At 68.2% G+C, this 25,101-nt stretch carries 25 protein-coding genes and 1 tRNA gene; 7 read left to right on the forward strand and 19 right to left on the reverse strand.

Annotated features, from left to right (window positions below; translation table 11 throughout):
• The coding region (locus KDH83_RS16990; protein WP_212317988.1) for a lipocalin family protein at positions 1-478 on the forward strand (478 nt) is incomplete at its 5' end.
• Between the two features lie 250 nt (positions 479-728).
• On the forward strand, positions 729-1,010 hold the full coding sequence (locus tag KDH83_RS16995) for a HigA family addiction module antitoxin (RefSeq protein ID WP_212318033.1): 282 nt from the start codon (positions 729-731) through the stop codon (positions 1,008-1,010).
• 39 nt (positions 1,011-1,049) lie between these two features.
• On the opposite strand, the gene KDH83_RS17000 is transcribed toward KDH83_RS16995, so the two are convergent.
• The 10 genes from KDH83_RS17000 to KDH83_RS17045 all read right to left on the reverse strand — a co-directional run bounded on the left by KDH83_RS17000 (position 1,050) and on the right by KDH83_RS17045 (position 10,593).
• The gene (locus KDH83_RS17000) at positions 1,050-1,928 is read right to left on the reverse strand and encodes an alpha/beta hydrolase (RefSeq protein WP_212317990.1); all 879 of its coding nucleotides are present in this window, start codon (positions 1,926-1,928) and stop codon (positions 1,050-1,052) included.
• Complete coding sequence (locus KDH83_RS17005; RefSeq protein WP_212317992.1) at positions 1,921-2,682, reverse strand: FCD domain-containing protein; 762 nt, start codon at positions 2,680-2,682, stop codon at positions 1,921-1,923. The genes KDH83_RS17000 and KDH83_RS17005 overlap by 8 nt, the downstream gene beginning before the upstream one ends.
• A gap of 123 nt (positions 2,683-2,805) precedes the next feature.
• Entirely contained in the window at positions 2,806-3,849 is a 1,044-nt protein-coding gene (locus KDH83_RS17010) for a carbon-nitrogen hydrolase family protein (RefSeq protein ID WP_212317994.1), read from the reverse strand.
• Between the two features lie 14 nt (positions 3,850-3,863).
• The gene (locus KDH83_RS17015; RefSeq protein WP_212317996.1) at positions 3,864-4,556 is read right to left on the reverse strand and encodes an ABC transporter ATP-binding protein; all 693 of its coding nucleotides are present in this window, start codon (positions 4,554-4,556) and stop codon (positions 3,864-3,866) included.
• A complete protein-coding gene (locus KDH83_RS17020) occupies positions 4,543-5,349 on the reverse strand; it encodes an ABC transporter ATP-binding protein (RefSeq protein WP_212317998.1) in 807 nt (268 codons plus the stop codon). The genes KDH83_RS17015 and KDH83_RS17020 overlap by 14 nt, the downstream gene beginning before the upstream one ends.
• Positions 5,339-6,319 (reverse strand): branched-chain amino acid ABC transporter permease, encoded by a 981-nt coding sequence (locus KDH83_RS17025; protein WP_249205167.1) that lies wholly within the window; start codon positions 6,317-6,319, stop codon positions 5,339-5,341. The genes KDH83_RS17020 and KDH83_RS17025 overlap by 11 nt, the downstream gene beginning before the upstream one ends.
• Before the next feature lie 2 nt (positions 6,320-6,321).
• A complete protein-coding gene (locus KDH83_RS17030) occupies positions 6,322-7,236 on the reverse strand; it encodes a branched-chain amino acid ABC transporter permease (RefSeq protein ID WP_212318002.1) in 915 nt (304 codons plus the stop codon).
• Complete coding sequence (locus KDH83_RS17035; RefSeq protein WP_212318004.1) at positions 7,233-8,399, reverse strand: ABC transporter substrate-binding protein; 1,167 nt, start codon at positions 8,397-8,399, stop codon at positions 7,233-7,235. Before KDH83_RS17035 ends, KDH83_RS17030 begins: the two co-directional genes overlap by 4 nt.
• 71 nt (positions 8,400-8,470) lie before the next feature.
• The gene (locus KDH83_RS17040; protein WP_103272193.1) at positions 8,471-9,382 is read right to left on the reverse strand and encodes a fumarylacetoacetate hydrolase family protein; all 912 of its coding nucleotides are present in this window, start codon (positions 9,380-9,382) and stop codon (positions 8,471-8,473) included.
• A gap of 86 nt (positions 9,383-9,468) precedes the next feature.
• Entirely contained in the window at positions 9,469-10,593 is a 1,125-nt protein-coding gene (locus tag KDH83_RS17045; RefSeq protein WP_212318006.1) for a cupin domain-containing protein, read from the reverse strand.
• Between the two features lie 184 nt (positions 10,594-10,777).
• Between KDH83_RS17045 and KDH83_RS17050 the strand changes: the two genes are divergently transcribed.
• Positions 10,778-11,023 (forward strand): hypothetical protein, encoded by a 246-nt coding sequence (locus KDH83_RS17050; RefSeq protein ID WP_103272191.1) that lies wholly within the window; start codon positions 10,778-10,780, stop codon positions 11,021-11,023.
• 150 nt (positions 11,024-11,173) lie between these two features.
• A complete protein-coding gene (locus tag KDH83_RS17055; RefSeq protein ID WP_212318008.1) occupies positions 11,174-12,133 on the forward strand; it encodes a tripartite tricarboxylate transporter substrate binding protein in 960 nt (319 codons plus the stop codon).
• 56 nt (positions 12,134-12,189) lie between these two features.
• Here KDH83_RS17055 and KDH83_RS17060 read toward each other — a convergent pair whose 3' ends face one another.
• The 4 genes from KDH83_RS17060 to KDH83_RS17075 all read right to left on the reverse strand — a co-directional run bounded on the left by KDH83_RS17060 (position 12,190) and on the right by KDH83_RS17075 (position 15,809).
• Entirely contained in the window at positions 12,190-14,286 is a 2,097-nt protein-coding gene (locus tag KDH83_RS17060; RefSeq protein WP_212318010.1) for a bifunctional diguanylate cyclase/phosphodiesterase, read from the reverse strand.
• A 60-nt stretch (positions 14,287-14,346) separates the two neighbouring features.
• Positions 14,347-14,571 carry a hypothetical protein gene (locus KDH83_RS17065; RefSeq protein ID WP_212318012.1) on the reverse strand — a complete coding sequence of 75 codons (225 nt, stop codon included), beginning with the start codon at positions 14,569-14,571 and terminating at the stop codon, positions 14,347-14,349.
• Positions 14,572-14,717: 146 nt separating this feature from the next.
• Entirely contained in the window at positions 14,718-15,551 is an 834-nt protein-coding gene (locus KDH83_RS17070) for a hypothetical protein (protein WP_212318015.1), read from the reverse strand.
• Positions 15,552-15,734: 183 nt separating this feature from the next.
• Positions 15,735-15,809, reverse strand: a tRNA-Arg gene (locus tag KDH83_RS17075).
• Between the two features lie 236 nt (positions 15,810-16,045).
• Between KDH83_RS17075 and KDH83_RS17080 the strand changes: the two genes are divergently transcribed.
• Positions 16,046-16,963, forward strand: a complete 918-nt coding sequence (locus KDH83_RS17080; protein WP_212318017.1) for a c-type cytochrome — start codon at positions 16,046-16,048, stop codon at positions 16,961-16,963.
• Positions 16,964-17,148: 185 nt separating this feature from the next.
• Here KDH83_RS17080 and KDH83_RS17085 read toward each other — a convergent pair whose 3' ends face one another.
• From KDH83_RS17085 to KDH83_RS17100, 4 genes are all read right to left on the reverse strand, one after another.
• Positions 17,149-18,672, reverse strand: a complete 1,524-nt coding sequence (locus KDH83_RS17085) for a 3-hydroxyacyl-CoA dehydrogenase (RefSeq protein WP_212318019.1) — start codon at positions 18,670-18,672, stop codon at positions 17,149-17,151.
• A 126-nt stretch (positions 18,673-18,798) separates the two neighbouring features.
• Positions 18,799-20,028, reverse strand: coding sequence for a CaiB/BaiF CoA-transferase family protein (locus KDH83_RS17090; RefSeq protein ID WP_212318021.1), 1,230 nt, complete (start codon positions 20,026-20,028; stop codon positions 18,799-18,801).
• 297 nt (positions 20,029-20,325) lie between these two features.
• Positions 20,326-21,474: an acyl-CoA dehydrogenase family protein gene (locus KDH83_RS17095; RefSeq protein ID WP_212318023.1), complete on the reverse strand. Its 1,149-nt coding sequence runs from the start codon at positions 21,472-21,474 to the stop codon at positions 20,326-20,328.
• 40 nt (positions 21,475-21,514) lie between these two features.
• Positions 21,515-22,138 (reverse strand): TetR/AcrR family transcriptional regulator, encoded by a 624-nt coding sequence (locus KDH83_RS17100; RefSeq protein WP_212318025.1) that lies wholly within the window; start codon positions 22,136-22,138, stop codon positions 21,515-21,517.
• 270 nt (positions 22,139-22,408) lie between these two features.
• Between KDH83_RS17100 and KDH83_RS17105 the strand changes: the two genes are divergently transcribed.
• On the forward strand, positions 22,409-23,401 hold the full coding sequence (locus KDH83_RS17105) for a nitronate monooxygenase family protein (RefSeq protein ID WP_212318027.1): 993 nt from the start codon (positions 22,409-22,411) through the stop codon (positions 23,399-23,401).
• A 41-nt stretch (positions 23,402-23,442) separates the two neighbouring features.
• Complete coding sequence (locus KDH83_RS17110) at positions 23,443-24,183, forward strand: enoyl-CoA hydratase-related protein (RefSeq protein ID WP_212318029.1); 741 nt, start codon at positions 23,443-23,445, stop codon at positions 24,181-24,183.
• A 22-nt stretch (positions 24,184-24,205) separates the two neighbouring features.
• Here KDH83_RS17110 and KDH83_RS17115 read toward each other — a convergent pair whose 3' ends face one another.
• Positions 24,206-25,039, reverse strand: a complete 834-nt coding sequence (locus KDH83_RS17115) for an enoyl-CoA hydratase/isomerase family protein (protein WP_212318031.1) — start codon at positions 25,037-25,039, stop codon at positions 24,206-24,208.
• Positions 25,040-25,101: the final 62 nt, after the last annotated feature.

The following is a 25,101-nucleotide window of genomic DNA, read 5'->3' on the forward strand; positions in this document are numbered from 1 at the left end:
GGCCAGCGTCGCCCACGCCGCCCCGCCCCCCGTGCAAACCGTGGAGTCGGTGGACCTGAAACGCTACGCCGGCATGTGGTACGAAATCGCCAACTTCCCCATGGTGTTCCAGCGCGACTGCGTGGGCGACACCACGGCCGAATACACGCTGCACGCGGATGGCGGCGTGGGCGTGAACAACCGCTGCCGCAACAAGGATGGCAAGGTCGATTCCGCGTCCGGCACCGCCACCGTGGTCGAGGGCAGCAACAACGCCAAGCTGGAAGTCACGTTCCAGCAGCCCTTCAAGGGCGACTACTGGATCATCGGCCTGGACCCGGAATACCGCTGGTCAGTGGTCGGCACGCCCGACCGCAAATACCTGTGGATCCTGTCGCGCTCGCCCCAGCTGCCGCAGGAAGACCTGGACCGCGCGCTGGCCGCCGCCAAGGCGCAGGGCTATCAGCTGGATGAACTGCGGTATACGCCGCAGAAGTAGCGTTCGCGCCTCCCCAGCCATCATTTTCTGAGCGCGGCCCGGACCCAACCCATCCCGGCCCCTCGGTAAACCGCAGATTGCCGACGCGCCAGGCGCGGACTATGGTGCGGCCTATCTCATGCAAGATACGCCCGCCATGACCCATGTCCTCAATCGCAAGCGCTCAACGCGCGCCTCGTCGCGCAAACCCGGCACGCGCCTTCCACGCAGCTCATGCCCCCAGGCGCTTCGCGCCAGGCTTCCGGGCATGATGCACAACCCGCCGCACCCGGGCGCAATCCTCCGGGAGAACGTCATCGAGGCATTGGGCCTGTCCGTGACCGAGGCCGCCAGCCGGCTGGCCATGTCGCGCGTGGCGCTGTCGCGGGTGCTCAACGGCAAGGCGGGCATCAGCCCGGACCTGGCCGTCCGGCTGGAGCAGGCCGGGGCCAGTACCGCACGGGCCTGGCTGGCGATGCAGGCCAACTACGACTTGTGGCAGGCGCAACAGCATGAGCAGCCGCCGGTACGGTCATTGGCGGCCACGGACTGATATTTCGCAGGAAGACGCGCAACGCTGCGGGACTGGCGCTCACCGCAGTCCCATCATCTCCAGGGTCGCCCGCGTCAGGTCGCTGTCCGGATCCTCCAGCTCATTGACCAGATCGAAGTGATTGCACTGCGGCGTGGCGATGCGCGTGGCCTGCAGGCCGGCGGCGCGCCAGGCGGCCTCATAGGCATCGGTCTGATTCTTGAAACCCTGCGTCTCCAGGCCGCCCACGGCCAGCAGCATGGGACCGGCCTGCGCGGGCAGATGAAAGATCGGGCTTTGCAGCCTGGCCTGCTCGGGCGTCAGGCGCAGCCAGTCGTTGACGCTGATGTCGCATAGCGGCCGCAGGTCGAACAGGCCGCTCAAGGCCAGCGTGCCCTTGATCACATCGTCCGGCACGCCGTAGCGCGCCTGCCAGTCCGGCGCGGCCAGCATGCCCGCCAGATGGCCGCCGGCCGAGCTGCCGCTGACGTAGATGCGCGCGGGATCCACGCCATAGGCGGCTGCGTTGCGGTACAGCCAGGCCACGGCGGAGCGGACCTCGCGCACCACCTCGGGCAGCGTGGCCTCGGGCAGCAGCGTGTACTCCAGCGTGGCCACGGCGGCGCCGGCCGCGTTGAAGGCCTCGGCCATGACGGGCGCGTCTTCCTTGCGCTGCGAGCGCCAGTAGCCGCCGTGGATGAACACGAACAGCGGCGCCGACGCCTGCGCGGCGGCCGGCAGGAACAGGTCCAGCCTTTCGTCCTGGCCCATGCCGTACCGCAGGTTCAGCACGCCCGGCCGGCGCGTGCGCACGCGCGCCGCCGATTCCGCGTAGCGGCGCACGCAGGCATCGAAATCCGCGACCGAGGCGCGCGCGTTGTACTGCACCTCGCGCTCGGCGATCGAGGCGAAGAAGAGATCGGGAGTGGCGTCACGCATGGAGGGCCTGCCTGTCCTGGGTCGAGATGATGTGTTCAATGAACTGCGCGGTCTTGCGATAGTGCGCGGCCAGCATGGCGGCCGACTTGTCGGCGTCGCGCGACAAGGCCGCGTCCAGCAGCTGGCGGTGCTCGTCGTCGACGTTGCGCTCCGGCCCGTAGGCGGTCGCGCCGGCGCGTGCCGGACGGCGGTAGCGCTCGGTCTGCGCATACAGCTGCGTGGACAGGTCCAGCAGCCAGTGCGAGCGGCAGGCGCCGATCAGCGCATGGTGGAAATCCAGGTGGCGCGCTTCCAGCAGCTCTTCCAGTTCCTGGTCTGGCGGGGCGGCCTCGCCGGCGCGCTGCGCGGCCAGCGTCAGCGCGTGATAGGCGCCCACCAGCCGCGCCTCCCAGGCGTCGTCGGCGTTGCCCAATGAACGCCGCAGCGCCTCGCAATCGATCAGGATGCGGGTTTCGCAGGCGTCCCACATTTCCTCGACCGACAGCGGCGCGATGCGAAAGCCGCGCGAGGTGGTGCTGACCACCATGCGCTCGCTGCGCAGGCGGTTGAGCGCCTCGCGGATGGGCGAGAAGCTGCTGCCGTAGCGCTGCTTGAGCAGCTCCAGGCGCAGCGACTGGCCCGGTGCGAAGGCGCCGCTCATGATGTCCCGCCGCAGCAGCCGGTAGACCTGCTCGGACAGCGTGATTTCTTCTATTTCGGGGTTTCCGTCCGACCCGGGCTCGTCCAGGCGGGACGCTTTGATTCTTGGTCTCAAGATGCTCTCCAGACAGGCGGCTTGGTCCGCGCGCGGCGCGAGCGCGCCGGCGAGGCGGCCGCGCGGCGGGCGCGGCCAGCTGCTTGTGGCCGCTGCTGCGCGGCTGCGCGCGGGCGGCTCATTCTACCCGCGCGCCCCGGCCTCGGCCGGCGTCTTGCCCTCGTCCAACCCCTCGCCCAGCCCCTCGTTCAGGTCCGGCTCCTGCCCGTCGTCAAAGCGGGCAGCCCGCAGCGGCCGGCGGTTCACCCGCAGATCGAACACGTCGAAGCGGTTGTAGTGGCCCACGATGTCATGCATCTGCCTCGGCTGGATGCAGCGCGACAGGTCGATGTCGGCGTAGACGATGCCTTCATCATCGATCAGCGGTTCGCCGATGACGCGGCCGTCCGGCCCGATGATGCCGGAGAACGCGCTGTTGCGGCGGGCCAGCGTCTCGCGGGCCTGCGGGTGGCTGGCGCCGATGGCATCCTGGATCTCTTTCGAGATGGTGGAGCAGGACACCACGGTGAACACCTTGCCCTCGAAGCTGTGGGCCGAGGCCCGCAGTCGGATCGCCTCGGCCATGTCGTAGTCGGGCGGCGCCACCGGCAGCGAGATGTAGCTGGCCACGTGCACCATCTCGCCCTGCGCCAGCAGCGAGAAGCGCGCCAGGGTGTTGGTGTTCTCGCCGCAGGCCAGCCCGCCCAGCTTGCCGACCGAGGTGTCGTACACGCGCAGCGACTCGCCGTCGCCGTGGGCCCAGGTCAGCTTCTCGGCCCAGGTCGGCACCAGCTTGCGGTGGCGGCCCAGGATGCGGCCTTCGTCGTTGATGAACACCATGGTGTTGTAGATGGTGCTGACGCCATGGCGGCTGCGCTCGTTCACGCCCATCACCACGTTGACGCGATGCTGGCGCGCGGCCTGGGCGATGCGGCGGATTTCCGGGCCGGGCAGCTCGATGGCGCTGCGGCACAGTTTCTCGAACCAGGGGCTGGCCTCGACCGGGTTCATCACCCAGCTCCAGTACGGATAGGCCGAGATGTAGACCTCCGGGAACGCGACCAGCTTGGCGCCGTTGCCGGCGGCCTCGGCTATCAACGCGCAGGCCTTGTCGACGGTGGCGTCGGTGTCCAGGAATACCGGCGCGGCCTGGACCGCGGCGGCCTTGAATGCAGGCAGGTTCAACATGCGTTCGTCTCCGTTCAGATGCCCAGGTAGCGCTGCGCCAGTTCCGGCTGCGCCGACAGCTCGGCGGGTTTGCCGGACCAGGCCACGCGTCCCTTGTCCACGATGTAATGCCGGTCGACCAGGGTGGCCATTTCCGGCAGGTTCTTGTCGATCACCAGGATGGTCTGGCCCTCGGCCTTCAATGCGCGCAGGCAGCGCCAGATTTCCTGGCGGATCAGCGGCGCCAGGCCTTCGGTGGCCTCGTCCAGGATCAGCAGCTTGGGATTGGTCATCAGCGCGCGGCCGACCACCAGCATCTGCTGCTCGCCGCCGGACAGCGTGCGCGAGGACTGGCCGCTGCGCTCCTTCAGCCTGGGAAACAGTTCGTACACGCGCTCCAGCGACCAGCCGCCGGAGGCGGGCCGCGCCGTGGCCACCAGGTTCTCGCGCACGCTCAGCGAACCGAACACGCGCCGCCCCTCGGGCACCAGGCCCACGCCCAGCCGCGCCACCACGCTGGGCGCCGAACGGCCCAGCACGCGGCCGCGGAAGGTCACGCTGCCGCCGGTGGCCGGCAGCATGCCCATCAGCGTCTTGACGGTGGTGGTCTTGCCCATGCCGTTGCGGCCGATCAGCGAGATCACCTCGCCCTCGCTGGCCTCGAAGGCCATGCCGAACAGCACCTTGCTGGACCCGTAGCCGCCGGTCAGCTCCTCAACCTTCAACATGCGCTTCTCCCAAAGCCCGCGCCTCGCCGGCGCTTTCCTCGCCCAGGTAGGCGGCGCGCACCTCCGGATGGCGCCGCACCGCGTCGGGCGGCCCGCTGAACACCACCTTGCCGTACACCAGCACGCTGATGCGGTCGGCCAGCGCGAACACGGCGTCCATGTCGTGCTCGACCAGCAGGATGCCGTACTGGCCCTTCATGCCTTGCAGCAGGCGCGTCATGCGGGCCGATTCCTCCGGCCCCATGCCGGCCATGGGCTCGTCCAGCAGCAGCAGGCGCGGCGAGCGGGCCAGCGCCACGGCCAGCTCCAGCTGGCGCTTCTCGCCATGCGCCAGGTCGGCGGTGCGCACGTGGCGGCGGTCGCGCAGGCCCACGTGCTCCAGCCATCCCAGCGCCTGCTGCTTGAGCCCGGCGTCGCGACGCGGGTCGGACCAGAGCTGGAAGGCCCGGCCGGTCTTGAGCATGCAGGACAGGATCACGTTCTCGAGCGCCGTGTATTCCTGGCATAGCTCGGTGATCTGGAACGAGCGGCCCAGGCCCAGCCGCGCGCGCTCGAAGGCGCGCAGCGCCGTCACGTCGCGGCCGTCCAGGTGGATGGAGCCGGAGTCGGGCCGGATCTCGCCGCAGATCTGCGCGATCAGCGTGGACTTGCCGGCGCCGTTCGGGCCGATGATGGCGTGGATCTCGCCGGCGCGCACGTCCAGGTCCACGCCGTTGGTCGCCACCACCGCGTCGAAGGCCTTGCGCAGGCCGGACAGGCGCAGCAGCGCATCGGGGGTGGGCTTAATCTGCATGGCGCGTCTCCAGCAGGCTACCGAACAGGCCCTTCTGGCCGCACAGCACCACCAGCACCAGGATCGGCCCCATATACAACAGCCAATGCTCGGTCAGCGAGGTCAGCACCTGCTCCAGCCCCAGGAACACAGCCGCGCCGGCGATCGGCCCCAGCAGCGTGCCCACGCCGCCCAGGATCACGATGGCCATCAGCTCGCCCGACTTGGTCCAGGCGGCCATGTCCGGCGTCACCAGGCCGGCGTAATTGGCCCACAGCACGCCGGCCAGGCCGGTGCCCACCGCCGACAGCACGAAGGCGCCCAGGCGGTACGGCGTGGGCGCCACGCCCAGGTTCAGCGCGCGCCGCTCGCTCTGGCGCAGCGCCTGCAGCACCATGCCGAAGCGCGAGCTGGTGATGCGCATGCACAAGAGCGTCCAGGCCGTCAGCAGCGCCAGGCACACGTAGTAGAAGACCAGCGGGCTTTCCAGGTTGATGCCCGGCAGCGTGTTGCGCGCCGAGATCATCAGCCCGTCGTCGCCGCCGTAGAACTGCAGCGACACCAGGATGAAATACACCATCTGCCCGAACGCCAGCGTGATCATGATGAACTGCACGCCGCGCGTGCGCAGCGCCAGATAGCCGAAGACCCAGCCGGCCAGCGCGCACACCGCCAGCGCGATCGGCCAGACCACCAGGGCCGCGTTGCTGCCGGCCCAGCCGAAGATGGGGCCGGCCTCGGAGGTGTGGAAGGCGATGATGCCCACGGCGTAGCCGCCCAGTCCGAAGAACATGGCGTGACCGAAGCTCACCATGGCGCCGTAGCCGATCACCAGGTCCAGGCTGACGGCGGCCAGGCCGTAGATCAGGAAGCGCGTCACCACGCCGATCAGGAACGGCGAGCCCGAGGCCGCCGCCGCGGCCGGCAGCAGGATCAGCAGGGCCAGCCCCGCCAGGCCCCAGCGGCCGCGATTGGAAAGTGTCATGCCCATGCTCATCCTCGCGCCGGGAACAGCCCGCCCGGCTTGGCGATCAGCACGATCGCCATCAGTACGTAAATGCTGGCCGAGGCCAGGCCCGCGGCCAGCGGATCGGCGGTGGCCGGCGAGAACACCGCGCCCAGCAGCTGCGGCAGGAAGGCGCGCCCCAGGCTGTCCACCATGCCCACCAGCAGCGCGCCGGCCAGCGCGCCGCGCACCGAGCCCACGCCGCCGATCACGATGACCACGAAGGTGGTGATCAGGATGCGCTCGCCCATGCCGATCTCGACGGCCAGCAGCGGCGCGGCCATCACGCCCGCCAGGCCGCACAGCAGCGCGCCCAGGCCGAACACCAGCGTGTAGAGTTTCTTGATGTCCATGCCCAGCGCGTCGACCATCTCGCGGTCGTCGGCGCCGGCGCGGATCAGCATGCCGACGCGGGTGCGGTTGACCAGCCACCACAGGCCCAGCGCCACGGCCGCGCCGATGGCGATGAAGGCCAGCCGGATGATCGGGTACTGGAAGCCCGGCGCCAGCGTCGCCGCGCCCTCCAGGAAGGACGGGATGCCGACCAGCGGCGGGCGGCGGCCGAAGATCAGGCTGACCGCCTCGTTGCTGAACAGCAGCAGGCCGAAGGTCGCCAGCACCTGGTACAGGTGATCGCGCTTGTAGAGCCGGCGTATCACCAGGATCTCGATCGTCAGGCCGTACAGCCCCGCCCCCAGCAGCGCCGCCAGCACGCCCGCGAGGAACGAGCCGGTGGTGCCGATGGCGTAGGCGGCGCAGTACGCGCCCACCATATAGAACGAGCCGTGGGTCAGGTTGACCACGCCCATGATCCCGAAGATCAGGGTCAGTCCGGCCGCCAGCATGAACAGCATGGCGCCGAACTGCAGCCCGTTGAGCAACTGCTCGAACAATAGCGTCATGACGGCATCTTGCAGAATTGGGCGTAGGCGTCCTTGTCATCGGACACCAGCTTGCGGACCAGGCGCGGCGACAGGCTGCCGTCGGCGCCCTTCTCGACGCGCATCAGGTACAGGTCCTGGATCGGGTGCTGGTTGACGTTCATGCTGAACTTGCCGCGCAGCGAGGCGAACTCGGGCTTGCGCAGCGCGGCGCGGAATTCCGCCGCCTTGGACAGGTCGCCGCCGGTGGCCTTCAGGCCCGCGCCGATCAGCTGGGCCGTGTCGTAGGCCTGCATGGCGTAGTCGGTGGGCGCGCGGCCGTAGGCCTTCTTGAACGCTTCCACGAAAGCCTTGGACTGCGGATTGTCGAAGTCCATCGACCAGATGCCGGTGGTGTAGGCGCCCAGCGAAGCGTCGCCGGTGGCCTGGATCATGCGGGCATCCATCGAGAAGCTGGGCATCAGCATGGGAATGGTCTTGTTCAGCCCGGCCGCCGCGTACTGCTTGACGAAGTTGATGCCGGTGCCACCGGGATGGAACTGGTAGATCGCGTCGGGCGCCAGCGAACGCAGCCGCGCCAGCTCGACCGAGAAGTCCGACTGGTCGAGCTTGGTGTAGATCTCGGCCGCGACCTCGCCCTTGTAGGTGCGCTTGAAGCCTTCGATGGCGTCGCGCCCGGCCTGGTAGTTCGGTGCCAGCAGCACCACGCGCTTGTAGCCCAGCTCATTGGCCGCCACGCCGCCGGCGGTGTGGAAGGCGTCGTTCTGGTAGGACGCGACGAAATAGTTGGGATCGCACTTCTCGCCGGCGAAGTTCGACGGGCCGGGGTTCAGGCTGACGTAGAACGCGCCCGACTTCACCACGCCCGGCACGACCGCCGCCAGCACGTTCGAGAAGTTCACGCCGGTGTAGAGCTTGACGCCCGATTGCAGCAGCCGGTCGGCGGCCTGCTTGGCGTTGGCGGGCTTGAGCCCGTCGTCCTCGATCACCAGCTCGACCGGCACGCCGCCCAGCTTGCCGCCGCCCTGCTGGATGGCCAGGTTGAAGGCGTCGCGCTCGTCCTCGCCGATGTAGCCGGCCGGCGTGGACAGCGTGGCGATGAAGCCGATCTTCACCGGACCAGCCGCCTGCGCCGACGCGCCCGCGGCCAGCGCCAGGCATCCCAGGATCATTTTGCAGTTCATGTTTTTCCCCTTGGAGACTGCATGGCCCGGCGTCTCGCGCCGGGCGGATTCATTGCTTGGAATGCCGGCCTTTACACGGCCACGACCGGATGGCGCAGCGTGCCGATGCCCTCGACGCCGGCCTCGACCACGTCGCCCGGCCACAGCCATTCCTGCGGGCTGCGGCCCGCGCCCACGCCTTCCGGCGTGCCGGTGGCGATGATGTCGCCCGGCTCCAGCGTGATGCCGGCGCTGATGTCCGAGATCAGGAACGGCACCTTGAACAGCATGTGGCGCGTGTTCGAGCCCTGCTTCTTCTCGCCGTTCACCGTGAGCCACAGGTCCAGCTTCTGCGGATCCGGGATCTCGTCGGCGGTCACGATGCAAGGGCCGAACGGCGCGTAGGTGTCCTGGCCCTTGGAATAGATCCACTGGCCGGCGCGGCGGCAGTCGCGCGCGCTCATGTCCAGCATCACGCTGTAGCCGAACACGTAGGACAGCGCGTCGGCCTCGGCCACGCGCGCGGCGCGGCGGCCCATGATCACGGCCAGCTCGACTTCCCAGTCCAGCTGCTGCGTGATGCGGGCGTTGTGCTCGATCGCGTCGCCCGGGCCGATCACGGTGGTGGGCGGCTTGGAGAAGATCACCGGCTGCTTGGGCAGGTCGGCGGACGTATCCAGCGTGCGGCTGGATTCCTCGACGTGCTCGACGTAGTTCAGGCCGATGCCGAAGATGTTCTTGCGCGGACGCGGGATGGGCGCCAGCAGCTTGACGTTCTCCTGCGGCAGCGCGGCGCCCACGGGCCAGGCGCCACGGAACTGTTCGAGCAGGCGCGCGGCCTGCGCCAGCGCGGCCGGGCCCAGGTCGATGAAGCTCAGCATGTCGTCGGGCAGCGCCACGCCGCCGGCCTGGCCCAGCAGGGCCAGGTCGATCACATAGCCGTCGGCCAGCGCGCCAAGACGGCCGGCGGCGGCGGGATGGGCGCGAAAAGTCACCAAGCGCATAGGTACTCCAGAATATTCAAGACGAGTGGATACGGGCGTCCCGGCAGGCCGGGGCGTCGGATGGAAAATCGTTGTTCGGAACCGCGTCAGATCAGCGTCTGATGACCGTCGTTGTCCTTGAGCGCCTCTTCGCGGTACAGCGACAGTGCGCGCATGACCGGCAGGTCGTTGAAACAGAACAGGCAGGCGTCGTCGTTCGAGGACAGGTTGACGTGCTCGTGCATGGCCCAGGACGGCACGCAGAAGATGTCGCGCTCGGTCCAGTCGTAGCGCCGGCCCTCGATGATGGAATAGCCGCTGCCCTTGGCCACCTGGTAGATGAAGCTGCCGGTGTGGCGGTGCGCCTTGGTGTGCTCGCCGGGCCGCAGCAGCTGCATGCTGGCGCCGATGGTCGGCATCACCGGCCCGCCGGTCATGGGATTCACGTACTCCAGCAGCACGCCGTCATACGGGCTGCCGGCGGTGACGCGCGCGTAGCGGCGCAGCGCCTCGTAGGTGGGCTCCCATTCGTATTTGAACAGCGGCGAGTAGGGCTTGGTCCAGCCCGAGGCCTGCGGACGCAGCGCCACGCCGCCCCAGGTGGCGGTGGTGTCGTCGACCGGATGCGTGACGGCCTGGTTCAGGTCCGGATGCACGGCATAGAAGCCGGCTTCCAGCGCGTTGACCAGCGGGATGTCCAGGCCGTCCTGCCAGATGCAGGTAGTGCCGTCCTCGGACACGCCGTGCTCGTGCCAGGTGCCGTTGGGCGTGAGCACGAAGTCGTTCGCGCCCAGCGTCATCTTGTGGCCGTCGACGATGGTGTACGCGCCGCTGCCTTCCATGATGAAGCGCAGCGCCGAATGCGAGTGCGCGTGCGCCGAGGCCAGTTCGCCCGGCTTCATCACCTGCAGGCCCGAGTACAGCCAGCCCACGGCGGCGGCCACGTCGCGGCGGCCGGGATTGTTCAGGTAGATCACGCGACGGCCGGCTTCCTCGGGCGAGACCAGCTCGGCCGAGCGCAGCACGTGGCCGCGCAGGTCCTGGTAGCGCCAGACCACCGGCACCGAGGCCGAGCGCGGCGCCCAGGGCTCGATCTTGTTCGCCACCGTCCACAGCGCGCCGGTCTCCAGCCGCGCCAGCTCCTGGTAGTAGGCAACGCGCTCCGGCGAGTCGGCCACATTGGCGCGGCCTGCCCGGTCTTCGCGGTATGCGTCGTACCTGTTCGTCTCCATCCCAGCCTCTTTTTATAAAAAGATTTAGATTTTCGAAAATATTAAATCCAGGGATGGCGCCTGATCAAGAATTGCGCGCTAGGGGTTTTCCTGGGGAGAAGCGGCCTGCAAAAACTACTGTACAAAATCACAGTTGTCCTGATACATTGCGCTCGCCTGTGCAACCCGTCGCCTGGAGACGCTCATGTCCGAAGCCGCTCACGTCATGCAGTACATCGTCGTACCCTATCGCGCCGCCGCCGGCGGCGTCGCCCCGGGCGAGATCCGTCCCGCCAGCAGCGAGTTCGGCGCGATCCGCATCGCCAATTCCATGGCGGCGAAATTCGCCGGCGTGGCCGCCTACGAGGTCATGGTGGACAAGGAAACCGGCGACATGGGATCGCCGCGCATCCTGGCGCAGATCGGCACCGTGCCCGCGCTGGACGATTGAACCGGCGGCGCATGAACGGACGGGCCGGCGCCCGTCCGGCCTGACGCGGCCCGGGGTCGGGAAAGCCATGAGCCGCCACGGCTTGCGCCGCTCGCGCGCGCATGGGTAAGGTGGGCGCCTGCCGTCGCGGCATCCACCGGAGACGAAACCTTGGCCCGACTACACCGCTTCCTGTCGCGCTGCGCGCTCGTCGCCTGCGCGTTCAGCCTGCCCGCCGCCGCCCAGACCCCGCCCGTCAAGCTGGTGGTCGGCGCGCCACCCGGCGGCACCACGGACACCGTGGCCCGCAACATCGGCCAGCACATGAGCCAGACGCTCAAGCGCACCGTGCTGGTCGAGAACCGTCCCGGCGCCGGCGGCAACATCGCCGCCGACTACGTCGCCAAGAGCGCGCCCGACGGCAACACGCTGCTGGTCACCTTCACGAGCTTTTCGATCAACGCCTCGCTGTACCGCAAGCTGCCCTTCGATCCGGTCCGCGACTTCACGCCCATCAGCATGCTGGCCCGGGTGCCCAGCGTGCTGGTGACGCGCAAGGACTTCCCCGCCCAGGACATGGCCGCTTTCGTCCAGCAGGTCCGGGCGCATCCTGGCAAGTACACGATGGCGGTCGGCGCGCTGGGTTCGTCGCTGCACATGGCCGGCGAGCGCCTGAAGATGATGGCCGGGCTGGATATCCTGAACGTGCCCTACAAGGGCACGGCGCCGGCGATCACCGACCTGCTCGGCGGCCAGGTCGACATGATGGTCGCCAGTTCGCTCAACGCGCAGCCGCATATCAAGTCCGGCGCGCTCAAGGCGCTGGGCTTGACCAGCCCTCAGCCGCTGCCGCAGTTTCCCGGCGTGCCGCCCATCGGCGACACGATCAAGGGCTTTGAATCGAATGCCTGGTTCGCGCTGTTCGGCCCGGCGGGGATGCCGGCCGATGTCGTGGCGGCGCTCAACGGCGCGGCGCGCCAGGCCGTGGCGGCGCCGGATTTCCGCCGCTTGCTCGACGCCGAGGCCGCCACCGCGGTCAGCAGCAGCCCGCAGGAACTGGATGCCTTCGTGCGGCAGGACATCGCGCGCTACGCCGAGATCGTCAAGTTCACGGGCGCGACGCTGGATTGAGCGCCCGGGACGGGCGCTGACTTGCGGCGACCGGAATCGGCCGCCGCCGGCGGGCCTCAGCCCGTCTTGCCCGTATCGATGGTCAACGGGTCCTGCGTCATCAGCGATTCGACCGACTCCACGTTCATCGGACGGCCCAACAGATAGCCCTGCAGCGAATGGCAGCCCAACTCGGTCAGGAACTCGCGCTGTTCGGGCGTTTCCACGCCTTCGGCCACGACCTGCACCTTCAGGGCGTTGCCCAGCGCGATGATGGCCGACACGATGGCGGCGTCCTCGGTGTCCTGCTCCAGGTCTCGCACGAAGCCGCGATCGATCTTCAATTCCGTGGCCGGCAGGCGCTTCAGGTACAGCAGGCTGGAATAGCCGGTGCCGAAGTCATCGATGGAAATGCGCACGCCCATCTCGTGCAACTGTTGCAGGATGGCAAGGCTCGCGTCGGCGTTCTTCATGGCCGTGGATTCCGTGACCTCCAGCGTCAGATAGCTGGCGTCCAGGCCATGGCGTCGCAGCACGTCGGACACGGTCCCCACCAGGTCCGGATGGCCGAACTGCACCGCCGACAGGTTGACCGCCACGCTCCAGCGGATGCCGTGTTCCCGGTGCCAGGCCGCCAGTTGCCGGCAGGCCTCGTTCAGCACCCACTTGCCCAGCGGAATCACGAGCCCCGTCTTCTCAACGATGGGGATGAACTCGTCCGGCATCAGCAGGCCCAGCGTGGGATGCTGCCAGCGCACCAGCGCCTCGACGCCGATGATGGGACCGTCGGGCGCCATGAACTTGGGCTGGTAGTGCAGCCGCAATTCGCTGTTTTCCAGCGCGCGGCGCATGTCCTGCACCAGCTGCAGCTGGCGATGCACATTGGCATTCATCGACGACTGGAAGAAGCAGTACGTGTCCCGGCCCATGCCCTTGGCGTGATACATGGCCGCGTCGGCGTTGGTCAGCAGGTCGTCCTGGTCGATGCCGTCGTTGGGATAGATGGCGATGCCGATGCTCAGCGAAATGGCGAGCTGGTGGATATCGATGCGGAACGGCTCGCGGATCGCCTCGATCAGGTCCTCTGCCAGGCGGCCCGCGCTGGCCGGATCCATGTTCAGCGCCAGGATCACGAACTCGTCGCCGCCCATGCGGGCGACGGTGTCTTCCTCGCGCAGGGCGCCGCGTATGCGCTGCGCCACTTCGATCAGCAGCAGATCGCCGACGTGATGACCGTAGACATCGTTGATGCCCTTGAAGCCATCCAGGTCCAGGAACATCAGCGCGAAGGTCAGGTCCTTGTCGCGCCGCGCCGTGCGCAGCGCCTGCTTGAGGCGGTCGTCCAGCAGCAGGCGGTTGGCCAGCTTGGTCAGGTTGTCGTGCAGCGCCAGGTAGGTGAGTTCCTCGTTCGCCTTGACCAGCGAGCTGGACAGCGACGAGGTCGTGGTCTCGAGCCGCAGGTCCTGCAGCGACACCAGCAGCGCCGTGCCCATCACGGACATGGTGACGGTGATGATGAACAGCGCCAGCCATTCCGGGCTGAGCCCGCCGACGAAAGCGCCGCAGATGCTGCCCAGCGGGAAATTGGCGGCGGCCATGCCCGTGTAGTGCATGCCGACGATGGCGATGCCCATGACCACGGCGCCCAGCAGGCGCATGCGCCGCACGCGCGTGGTGTTGTGTCGCAGGTTGAACGCGATCCACAGCGCCGCGCCCGAGGCCAGGACCGCGATGAGGATGGAAAGCGCGAACAGGGCCGGGTCGTAGGCGATGCCCGGCGCCATGCGCATGGCGATCATGCCGGTGTAGTGCATGCCGGCCACGCCCGCGCCCATCAGCAGCGCGCCGATCGCCAGCTTCTGCCAGGGCAGGCGTTCCTGGCAGACCAGGTGCAGCGAATAGGCGGAAAAGGCGATGGCGATCAGCAGCGACAGCAGCGTGATCCAGGGGTCATAGCCCAGCGGGATCGGCAGGCTGAAGGCCAGCATGCCGACGAAGTGCATGGACCAGATGCCCAGGCCCATCGCCGATGCCCCGCCCGCGAGCCAATATTTCGCGGCCCGCCCACGGACATTGCTGATCCTCCCCGCCATGTCCAGCGCCGTATACGACGCAACAATCGCAACAATTAAAGAAAGAAAAACCAGGAGGGGACTGTATTCACCGATCAGCATCGCTATTCCTGCAAGCCTGCGGCCCGGCTTCGATCTTGCCGGCCCCGCAGTGAACCAATGCTACCAGCGGTTTGGCCGCGAAAGCAGCAGCGCGATGAGTGTGGAAGCGGCTTTTCTTGGTTCTGTTGTTTTTTCTGGAAGACGAACGGGAAATGCGAGCTGCGCATGGCGGTTGATATGGCGCAGTCCTGCTCTGTGACTGTCACGTTCTTCGCGTTGCATGACGGCGATCCGCAAGCGCAGACGCGCGGATCCATGCGCAATGCTGGCGAAGATATTCTCCATTTCGCGACATTCAAGAATCATCGCGCATTGCTCATGCCGGTGCGCGGCAGACGATGATCCAGGCGCGATCCATCGCCCGCGTCGCTTCAATACAGGGTATTGCGAACCCGCCAGCGCTCGCGGCGGCTGTCGAATCCGTGCGTGCGCTAGTTGGCGCGGTGCGGTTCGACCCTCGGAATATCAAATAGAGTAATGCTCCGATATTCCACAACCTCATTGCGGACGAGAATGATGACTCCCCAAAATTGGCCAGGGGATGCGGCAAGACACTCCCGGTCAAGCATCAAGGCCACGTTTCTTGTCTCGCCGGCTTGAATGACGAGCAGGCGCCCCGGGACATCGGTCGCCACCGTCACCGGCATATCGGGCGACGTGACGCTTGCACACAGGCCCGCATTCAGCTCCCGGCCGGATAGCGCAATCCCCACGCTGTCCGGCCCGGGATTATGAATGGACGCTCGCAGCGTGCCGGGATCGAACTCATCGACGGCCTCCAATCTGTCGATCTCGATCCGGATCGGCGTCGACAAGGCCGGCGCGGGCCAGTGCGGCATTTCATCGCCAACGGCTTGCGCCGCCACATCCACCACCCGGCGCGCCTGCGCTATCCACTCCTGCATGGCTGCCGTATCGCAGCCTCCCGCCCCTTTCACGATCGCGCGCACCTGACGGGTCTGCTCCTCGTCCCAGTTGGGCTGCGCTTTCAGCTGCGCCAGATAATCCGCCGCGGAAAAATGAAACTTCGACAGCGCCGCGCGATTCAATCGCTCGAACCGCCAGCTTTCATCCGCACGACCCGGACACACCGTCCGCAGATCCTGCAAATGCGCCCATACCCAGACGGCTCCGCTGATTTCCCTGCCCGGACTCGCCTTCGGCGCAGCCGCGGCGGCCGCTGAACCAATGGCCAGGACCATGCCGGATACCAGAGACGCCAACAACTGCGTATTGCTATTGCGTGAGAACGGGAGAAAGGGCATGGGAGTTCAAAACAGCGAGTCGGCGCACGCGTCTGCATCTGCATCGGATACGCGCAGGAACGTCAGGATGCAACAGCCGATGCCCGGCGGACAGACCTGAGGCACACATGGGAAAGCGGAGGAACCCGCCTGGGCGGAAGTGGCGCGGCTCTGAGGACGAGCGGCCGGAGCACAGCAAGATGCTGGCGCGCCCGACAGGAATCGAACCTGTATCAAGAGCTTCGGAAACTCTCATTCTATCCATTGAACTACGGGCGCAGCGCAAGGGAGGCGGTATTGTACCCAAGTTTGAGCAGCGTGCATGAAATAGATCAAATCCCCGCGCAAACTGCTCGAAAACCCGGCCCGATCCATTGGACGGGCGTCCATGACACCGTTATATAATCCAGCGTTTGCTTGCTGGGCGATCCGCTGTTCGCCGCCCGAATGTGCAGTACTGATCTTTCTCTGTTGCCGCCACCAGGCGCCCCGGTACCCGTTTGCAGGATTTGGTCATGAGCAACCAGCAGGAACACATAGAAGAGCATTCCTCCCCCATCAAGACCCCCAAGCAACTGATCGTCACGGCCATACTGGCGTTCGTGGTGCCGATCGGGATCATCATCCTACTGGTGAACATGGTCGTCTCCGGCACCAAGGTCGGCGCCGGCTCGGACACCCTGACGCCTGAAGCCGTCACCAAGCGCATTGCACCGGTCGCCGGCTTCGAGCTGGTCGACGCCAACGCGCCCAAGGTCTTCAAGACCGGCGAACAGGTCTTCGCCGCCGTCTGTACGGCCTGTCATACCGCCGGCGTGGCGGGCGCTCCCAAGATCGGCGACAACGCCGCCTGGGCGCCCTTCATCAAGTCCGGCTACGAGTCCCTGCTGAACGTCGCGCTGCACGGCAAGGGTGGCATGCCCGCCAAGGGCGGCAACCCCACGCTGAGCGACTACGAAGTCGCGCGCGCCGTGGTCTACATGGCCAACAAGTCCGGCGCCTCGCTGCCCGAACCGGCCGCTCCGGCCGAGGAAGGCGCGAAGAAGGAAGAAGCCGCCGCTCCGGCTGCTGCTGCCCCGACCGCCGCCGCGCCGGCTCCTGCCGCTGTCGCCCCGGCCGCCCCGGCCGCCGACGCTCCCGCAGCAGCAGCGCCCGCCGCTGCGGCGCCCGCGCCGCAACAGGCCGCCGTCAACCCGGCCGGCGAAAAGCTCTACAAGAGCGTCTGCTTCGCCTGTCACGCCACCGGCGTGGCCAACGCGCCCAAGTTCGGCGACAAGGCCGCCTGGGAGCCCTACATCAAGACCGGCATGGACGCGATGGTGAAGGTCGCCATGCAGGGCAAGCCGCCCATGCCGCCCAAGGGCGGCGCGGCCACCGCCACGGAAGAAGACATCCGCGCGGCCGTGCAATACATGGTGGACGCGGCCAAGTGATCCTCTGATCCGCACCCTCGGCACGACAAAAAGCCCCTTGGAATTCCAAGGGGCTTTTTCGTGGGCGGGCGCCGGAAGCCATCGACGTCAATCGCGACAAGGCCGACGTCCTTTCCCGCGCGGACGCAGCGCAGGCGCCTCATTGCATCGACCCGAGCTTGCGCGCGCGGGTCGATGCGCTGCCATCAGGCCGCCGCCGGCTCCAGCAGCGACATGCCCAGTTGCACGCGGCGTTGCAGCCACAGGCTGGGACGATAGCGCTGGTCGCCGGTGACGCGCTCGATGTTCTTGAGCACTTCCAGGATGCGCGTGGTGCCCAGCGCGTCGCCCAGCGCCAGCGGACCCGTCGGATAGCCCAGGCCCAGCGTCACGGCGCGGTCGATGTCCTCCGGCGTGGCGATCTGCTGCTGCGCGATATCGCAGGCGATGTTGACGATGGTGGCCACGATGCGCTGCGCGACGAAACCCGGCGAATCCTGGATCACGGTGACCGGCACGCCGTCGGCGGCCAGCGCGGCATGGGCCGCGTCGCGCCATTGCGGCTGCGTGGCCGGCGACAGCATCAGACTGCGGCGCTTGGCGCCGTCCAGCGCGTACAGCGTGTCCAGGCCCACACTGCGGGCCGGATCCAGGCCCTGCGCCGAGACGGCGGTGGACACGTCCTCGCCGTAAGGCGTGACGATGATGAGCGCGTCGGCCGCCGGCGTGGAACCGGAGATCAGCGGCGCGCCCAGCTTTTCCAGCAGCGCGGTGGCGCGCGCATAACCTTCGGGGTGCTTGGGGCTGACCCAGATCTTCAGATTCTGCGGCAAGGCCGGCGCGGGCGTTTCGGCCGGCACCTGCTTCTGGCCGTCGACATAGGTATAGAAGCCTTCGCCGGCCTTGCGGCCGATCAGGCCGCCGGCCAGGCGCACGGCGGTGATGGGCGAGGGACGGAAGCGCGCCTCGTCGTAGAACTGGCGGTAGATGGATTCCATCACCGGATGCGACACGTCCAGCGCGGTCAGGTCCAGCAGCTCGAACGGGCCCATGCGGAAACCGGCCTGCTCGCGCATGATGGCGTCGACCTGGGCGAAGCTGGCCACGGCCTCCTGCGCCACGCGCAGGCCCTCGGTATTCATGCCACGGCCCGCGTGGTTGACGATGAAGCCGGGCATGTCCTTGGCGCGCACCGGCGTGTGGCCCATGCGGCGGGCCAGCTCGGCCAGCGCGTCGCCGACTTCCGGCGCGCTGCGCAGGCCGTCGATGACTTCCACCACCTTCATCAGCGCCACCGGGTTGAAGAAGTGATAGCCGGCCACGCGCTGCGGGCGCTTGCAGGCCGCCGCGATGGCAGTGATGGACAGCGAGGACGTGTTCGAAGCCAGGATGCAGTCCTCGGCCACCACGCCTTCCAGCGCCGCGAACAGGTCGCGCTTGACGTCCAGGCGCTCGACGATGGCCTCGACCACCAGTTGGCAGTCCGCCATGTCGGACAGCGCGCCGGCTGCGACCACGCGCTCGAGCGCGGCCTGGGCGTCGGCGGCGCCGAGCTTGCCCTTCTGCGCCAGCTTGTCCCAGGTCTGGCGCAGCGCTTCGCGCGCCGACGCGACGGCTTCCGCGCTGGTGTCGTACAGGCGCACGCGCAATCCGGCCTGCGCCGCGATCTGCGCGATGCCGCGCCCCATGGCCCCGGCGCCCACGACGCCGATGGTTTGAATCTCCTTCATGAACGCTCTCCTGCCTCTATATGGACGATCTGGGTGATTGGATATGTGGATGGCTTTCGGCGGACCATGGCCGCCGCGCGCCGCGCCGGGCATGCAAGATGCCCGCGACGCGGCCGCGCAGGAATGTCAGGCCTGGCCCTGCGCCAACGCCTGGATTTCATCGGCCGACAGGCCCAGCTTCTCGGACAGCACCTGCGCCGTGTGCTCGCCCAGCATGGGCGGGGCGCGGCGGGATTCGACCGGGCTGCCGGACAGCTTGAGCGGGCTGGCGGCCATGGGCACCTTGCCGGCGGCCGGATGCGGCAGCTCGCGCTTCATGCCGCGCGCCAGCACCTGCGGATCTTCGTAGACCTGGTCCAGCGTGTTGATCGGACCGGCCGGCACGCCCACGCCTTCCAGCGCGGCCAGCCAGTGGTCGCGCGCGCCCGTGGCCATGCGCTCGGCCAGCAGCGGCACCAGTTCCTCGCGGTTCTTCACGCGCTGCGGATTGGTCGAGAAGCGCGGATCGGCGGACAGCTCGGGCAAGCCGATGACGCCGCAGTAATTGCGGAACTGGCTATCGTTGCCCACGGCCACGATCAGGTGGCCGTCGCTGGCCGCGAAGACTTGATAGGGCACCAGGTTCTGGTGCGCGTTGCCGGCGCGGCACGGCGCCTTGCCGGAGGTCATGTAGTTCAGGTTCTGGTTGGCCAGCATGGCCACCTGGCAGTCCAGCAGCGCCATGTCCACGCGCTGGCCCAGGCCGCTCCTGCTGCGCTCGTGCAGCGCCGCCAGGATGCCGACGGTGGAATACATGCCGGTCATCAGGTCGGCCACCGCCACGCCCGCCTTCTGCGGACCGCCGCCGGGCAGGTCGTCGCGTTCGCCGGTGATGCTCATCAGCCCGCCCATGCCCTGGATCATGAAGTCATAGCCGGGGCGGCTGGCGTAGGGGCCGGTCTGGCCGAAGCCGGTGATGGAGCAGTAGATCAGACGCGGATTCAGTTCCTTCAGGCTGTCGTAGTCCAGTCCGTACTTGGCCAGGCCGCCGACCTTGAAGTTCTCGACCAGGATGTCGCTTTGCAGCGCCAGCTCGCGCACCAGCTCGGCGCCGCGCGGCGAGGCGATGTCCAGCGCCACCGACAGCTTGTTCCGGTTGGCCGACAGGTAGTAGGCCGCCTCGCTGGTGTCGTTGCCGGCCGCGTCCTTCAGGTACGGGGGCCCCCAGGCGCGGGTGTCGTCGCCCGATCCCGGGCGTTCGATCTTGATGACTTCGGCGCCGAGGTCGGCCAGGTTCTGGGTGCACCAGGGGCCGGCCAGCACGCGGGTCAGGTCCAGCACGCGGATGCCGGTGAGAGGGGCGGGACGTTGCGACATCTGATCTCTACGCTCATTGAAAAATGAAAACGTCCGGTCCGCGCTGCACTGCGGGCCGGGCGGGAATTCCGTCATGCCGGCGGCTGGCCGGCGCTCGCGCCGCGCCGCCTTGCGGGCCTTGCGATTCGTCGTCGGGCTAGTGTGCTGTGCCGCAGATACGCCCGCACAGCACACTGCTGGATATTAGCCTTTAGCCGGCATCGCCGGGACGCGGCGGCCGGGACCTGTCGACGCGGCGGACGCTGGCCGGGCCGCCGGCGCATCCGCCCGCCGCCCCGCGCCAGGATCGCCGTAGGCTCAGGAATGGGCCTTGATGGTCTCGCGCGCGATCACCAGCTGCTGGATCTGCGAGGTGCCCTCGAAGATGCGGAACAGGCGCACGTCGCGGTAGAAGCGCTCGACCGCGTACTCGGACATATAGCCCGCGCCGCCGTGGATCTGCACCGCGCGGTCGGCCACGCGGCCCACCATCTCGGTGGCATAGAGCTTGCAGCAGGCCGCCTGCATGGTGGTGTTCTCGCCGCGGTCGCGCATGCGCGCCGCGTCCAGCACCATGCAGCGCGCAGCGTACAGCTCGGCCTGGCTGTCGGCGATCATGGCCTGGATCAGCTGGAATTCGGCGATGGGCTGGCCGAACTGCTTGCGGTCGATGGCGTACTTCACCGCGTCGCGCAGCAGGCGGTCGGCAATGCCCACGCACAGCGCGGAGATGTGCAGCCGGCCCTTGTCCAGCACCCGCATGGAGGTGCGGAAGCCGTTGCCTTCCTCGCCGCCCAGCAGCGCGCTGGCGGGCACGCGGCAGTTGTCGAACACCACGTCGCTGGTCAGCGCGCCGGCCTGACCCATTTTCTTGTCGGGCCGGCCGATGGACAGGCCGGGCGTGCCCGCCTCGACCAGGAAGCAGGAGATCGACGCGGCGCGGCGCTCGGGCGCGGTACGCGCCATGACCGAGAACAGGCCGGCGATGGGCGCGTTGGTGATGTAGCGCTTGGTGCCGTTGAGCACGTAGTGGTCGCCGTCGCGCTCGGCCGAGACGCGCAGCGCCATGGCGTCGGAGCCGGCATCCGGCTCGGTCAGCGCGAAGGAGCCGATCAGCTCGCCGCTGGCCAGCCTGGGCAGGTAGTTCGCGCGCTGCTCGTCGGTGCCGGCCAGCACGATGGCCTGTGAGCCGATGCCGATGTTGGTGCCGGCCAGCGAGCGGAAGGCGGGCGAGGTCTGGCCCAGCTCGAACACGACCCGCACCTCTTCTTCCATGTTCAGGCCCAGGCCGCCATGCTCGGGCGCGATCGACAGGCCGAACAGGCCCAGTTCGCGCATTTCGCGCACGATGTCCGGCGGCACCTGGCCGCTGGCGGCCAGTTCATCCTCGGCGGGAATCAGGCGTTCGTGCACGAAGCGGCGCACGGCGTCCAGCAACAGGGTCAGGGTTTCGGTGTCCAGGGCCATGATCGGGGTCTCTTCCAGGGGTCCGGGTGGGCGGCGGCGCTCAGGCGCGCATGCCGCCAACCAGTAAGTCGTAATAGCCGGCGGCGATGGTTTCGGCGTCGTCGCCCATGCCGGGCTTGTACCAGCGCACCATCCAGTTCAGCATGGACAGCACCGCGCGGCCGGTGGCGGCCACGTCCAGCGGCCGAAACGCGCCCTCGGCCACGCCTTGCGCGATCACTGCGCGCAGGCGCTTCTCATAGCCGTCGCGCAGGCGCGCGGCGTCCTCGCGCTCGGGCAGCGCCATGCCGGAATAGCCGATCAGCATGGTGACGAATTCGGCGTGGTGCCGTTCGAAATAGCGCGCGTGGCCCAGCATGAAGGCGCGCAGCCGTTCAGCCGGGCCCGCCGCCTGGTCCAGCGCCTGGCCGACATGCCGCGTCAGGCCCTCCAGCACCGCCAGGATGATGGCGTCGTAGATGTCCTGCTTGGTGGTGAAGTAGTGATAGATGGCGGCCTTGGACACGCCCAGCGCCGCCGCCAGGTCGGCCACCGAACTGCCGTCGTAGCCGCTTTGCGCGAACAGCTTGGCGGCTTCTTCCAGGATGCGTTCGCGCGGCGCCGCCAGCGTGGGCGGCCGGCCAGCGCGGGCGCGCTTCTGGGCGGGGGGAGCGGTATGCGCCATGACAGGGCCTGTTGGGACTGCGATTGGACAGGAATTGCGGCTGGAACTGCGGCAGGGACTGCGGCCGGGACCGCGCTTGCGATCAGGACTGGAATCGGGGCGGCGCCCGCCCATCAGGACGCGAGCGAACCTCGATTGACAGCGGCTCGGCGCATGCCGTTAAATAAGGATTAATTAATTACCGGACGGTCGGTAGGTAATTATAGGCACAGCCTGCGGCAGGGCTCAAGCGGTTTGTTCCACGGCCCCGCGCGCTCCCCATCCTGACCCATGAACGCACGCGTAGACACCATGCCCCATCCTCTCGTGACTGATTTGTATGGCCAGATGTCCCTGCCGGTCATCAGCGCCCCGATGTTCATCGTGTCCAATCCCAAGCTGGTGGTGGCGCAATGCACCAGCGGCGTGGTCGGCTCCTTCCCGGCGCTGAACGCCCGCCCCCAGAGTCTCCTGAACGACTGGCTGGACGAGATCCAGGCCGGGCTGGCCTCGTACCGCGAGGCCCATCCGGGCGCCAAGGTCGCGCCCTACGCCGTCAACCAGATCATCCACCAATCCAACGACCGCCTGGAACAGGACCTGGCCGTCTGCGCCAGCCATCGCGTGCCGCTGATCATCACCAGCCTGCGCGCGCCGGGCGACCTGGTGAAGGGCATCCACGACTGGGGCGGCAAGGTCTTCCACGACGTCACCACGCTGCGCCACGCCGAAAAGGCGCTGGAAGCCGGCGTGGACGGCCTGATCCTGGTCTGCGCGGGCGCGGGCGGCCACGCCGGCACGCTCAGCCCCTTCGCGCTGCTGTCCGAGGTGCGCCGCTTCTATGATGGCCCGCTGATCCTGTCCGGCGCCATCACCACCGGCGAACACGTGCTGGCGGCGCAGGCCATGGGCGCGGATTTCGCCTACATGGGCACGCGCTTCATCGCCAGCGAGGAAGCCAACGCCAGCGAGGGCTACAAATCCGCCATCGTCGATGCCAGCGCCTCGGACGTGCTGTACACGCCGTTCTTCACCGGCATCCCCGGCAACTATCTGAAAGCCAGCGTCGTCGCCGCGGGCCTGGATCCGGCCAATCTGCCGGCGCCCGACAGCGGCGCGTCCAACTTCGGCAGCGGCCGCGCCAAGCCCTGGAAGGACATCTGGGGCGCGGGCCAGGGCGTGGGCGGCATCGACAGCGTGCTGCCCGCCCGCGAGATCGTCGCCAGGTTGCGCACGGAATATGCCCAGGCCCGCGCCCGCCTGGCCGGCGCGGACTTCGCATAAGCACGGCGCCACGCAACGCCCCCGACCCGGAGAACGACGCCATGAGCATTGGCCTGGCCATCGACCGCGACGGCGCGGTCCTCACCCTGACCATCAACCGGCCCGAGCGCCGCAACGCGCTCGACAACGCCACCTACGCGGCGCTGACCGAGCAGCTGGCGCGGGCGTCGGCCGACGCGTCCGTGTCGGCGGTCATCCTGACCGGCGCCGGCGAGCACTTCACCGCCGGCAATGACCTGCGCGATTTCCAGGCCGAGCGCGGCGCGGGCGACAGCGCCGCGATGAGCTTCCTGCGCGCGCTGACGACAACCGAGGTGCCGGTCATCGCGGCCGTCGAGGGCTATGCCGTCGGCATCGGCGTCACGCTGTTGCAGCACTGCGATTTCGTGCACATCGGCGAAGGCGCCACGCTGCGCCTGCCCTTCGTGGCGCTGGGCCTGTGCCCGGAAGGCGCGTCCAGCCTGCTGCTGCCCAGGCTGGCCGGCGCCCGCCGCGCCGCCGAATGGCTGCTGCAGGGCAAGGCCTTCGGCGCCCGCCAGGCGCTGGAAGCCGGGCTGGCCACCTCAGTCACGCCCGCCGGTCACGCGCTGGCGGCGGCCCGGGCCACGGCGGCCGATCTGGCGGCCCAGCCGCCGACCGCGCTGCGGCTGACCAAGGCCATGCTCAGGCGCCCGGACCACGAGGCCATCCAGGCCACGCTCGACTATGAAGCCGAGCAGTTCCGCGCGCGGCTCGCCACCGAGGAGGCCCAGGCGGCGTTCGCGCGGTTCTTCAAGAAGTAGGTGGACGGCGCCAACGCCGGGCTCAAAACGGCGAGTCAGGCCGGAAATTCGGCGCGCGGCGCTCGCGCAACGACTGGATTCCTTCGCGCACGTCCGGGCCGGCAAAGCCCATGAACTCCAGTGCCAGCGAGGTATCGAAGCTGGGGCCGGCCATGCGCAGCCAGTTGTTCAGCGAATACTTGGTCCAGCGGATCGCGGTCTGCGAGCCGGCGGCCAGCTTGTTGGCCACTTCGAAAGCCTTGGCGATCAGCTCGGCCTCGTCCACGCACAGCGACACCAGGCCGATGCGCTCGGCTTCCTCGCCGGACACGGTCTCGCACAGCATCAGGTAATACTTGGCCTTGGCCATGCCACACAGCAGCGGCCAGACGATGGCCGCGTGGTCGCCGGCCGCCACGCCCAATCGGGTATGGCCGTCGATGATGCGTGCGTTGCGCGCCGCGATGGAGATGTCGGCCAGCAGCCCGGCCACCAGGCCGGCGCCCACCGCCGCGCCGTGCATGGCGGACACGATGGGCTTGTTGCAGTTGATGATGTTGTAGACCAGGTCGCGGGCCTCGCGCCAGACGCGGGCGCGCACGTCGAAATCGTCGGCCATCTGCTGCACCAGGCCCAGGTCGCCGCCACCAGAAAAGCCCTTGCCCTCGCCACGGATCACCACCACGCGCGTATCCGGATCGGTATCGATGTCGCGCCAGATGTCGGCCAGCTCGCGGTGCATGCGGTCGTCGGCGGTGGACAGCTTGCCGGGCAGGCCGTCCTTGGCGCCCATGATCAGCTCCAGCACGCCGCCGGGATGCCGGCGCAGCTTCAGGGACTCGTAGGCGGCGTAATGTTCCAGCGTGATGTCGGTCATTGTCTTCTCCGGTGGCGCCGGCGGGACGCCGGCGCGTTTTGGGGCACTATAGTGGATGGCGG

Origin of the sequence: Achromobacter sp. Marseille-Q0513 (genome assembly GCF_018195695.1) — a bacterium.
GTDB lineage: Bacteria > Pseudomonadota > Gammaproteobacteria > Burkholderiales > Burkholderiaceae_B > Achromobacter.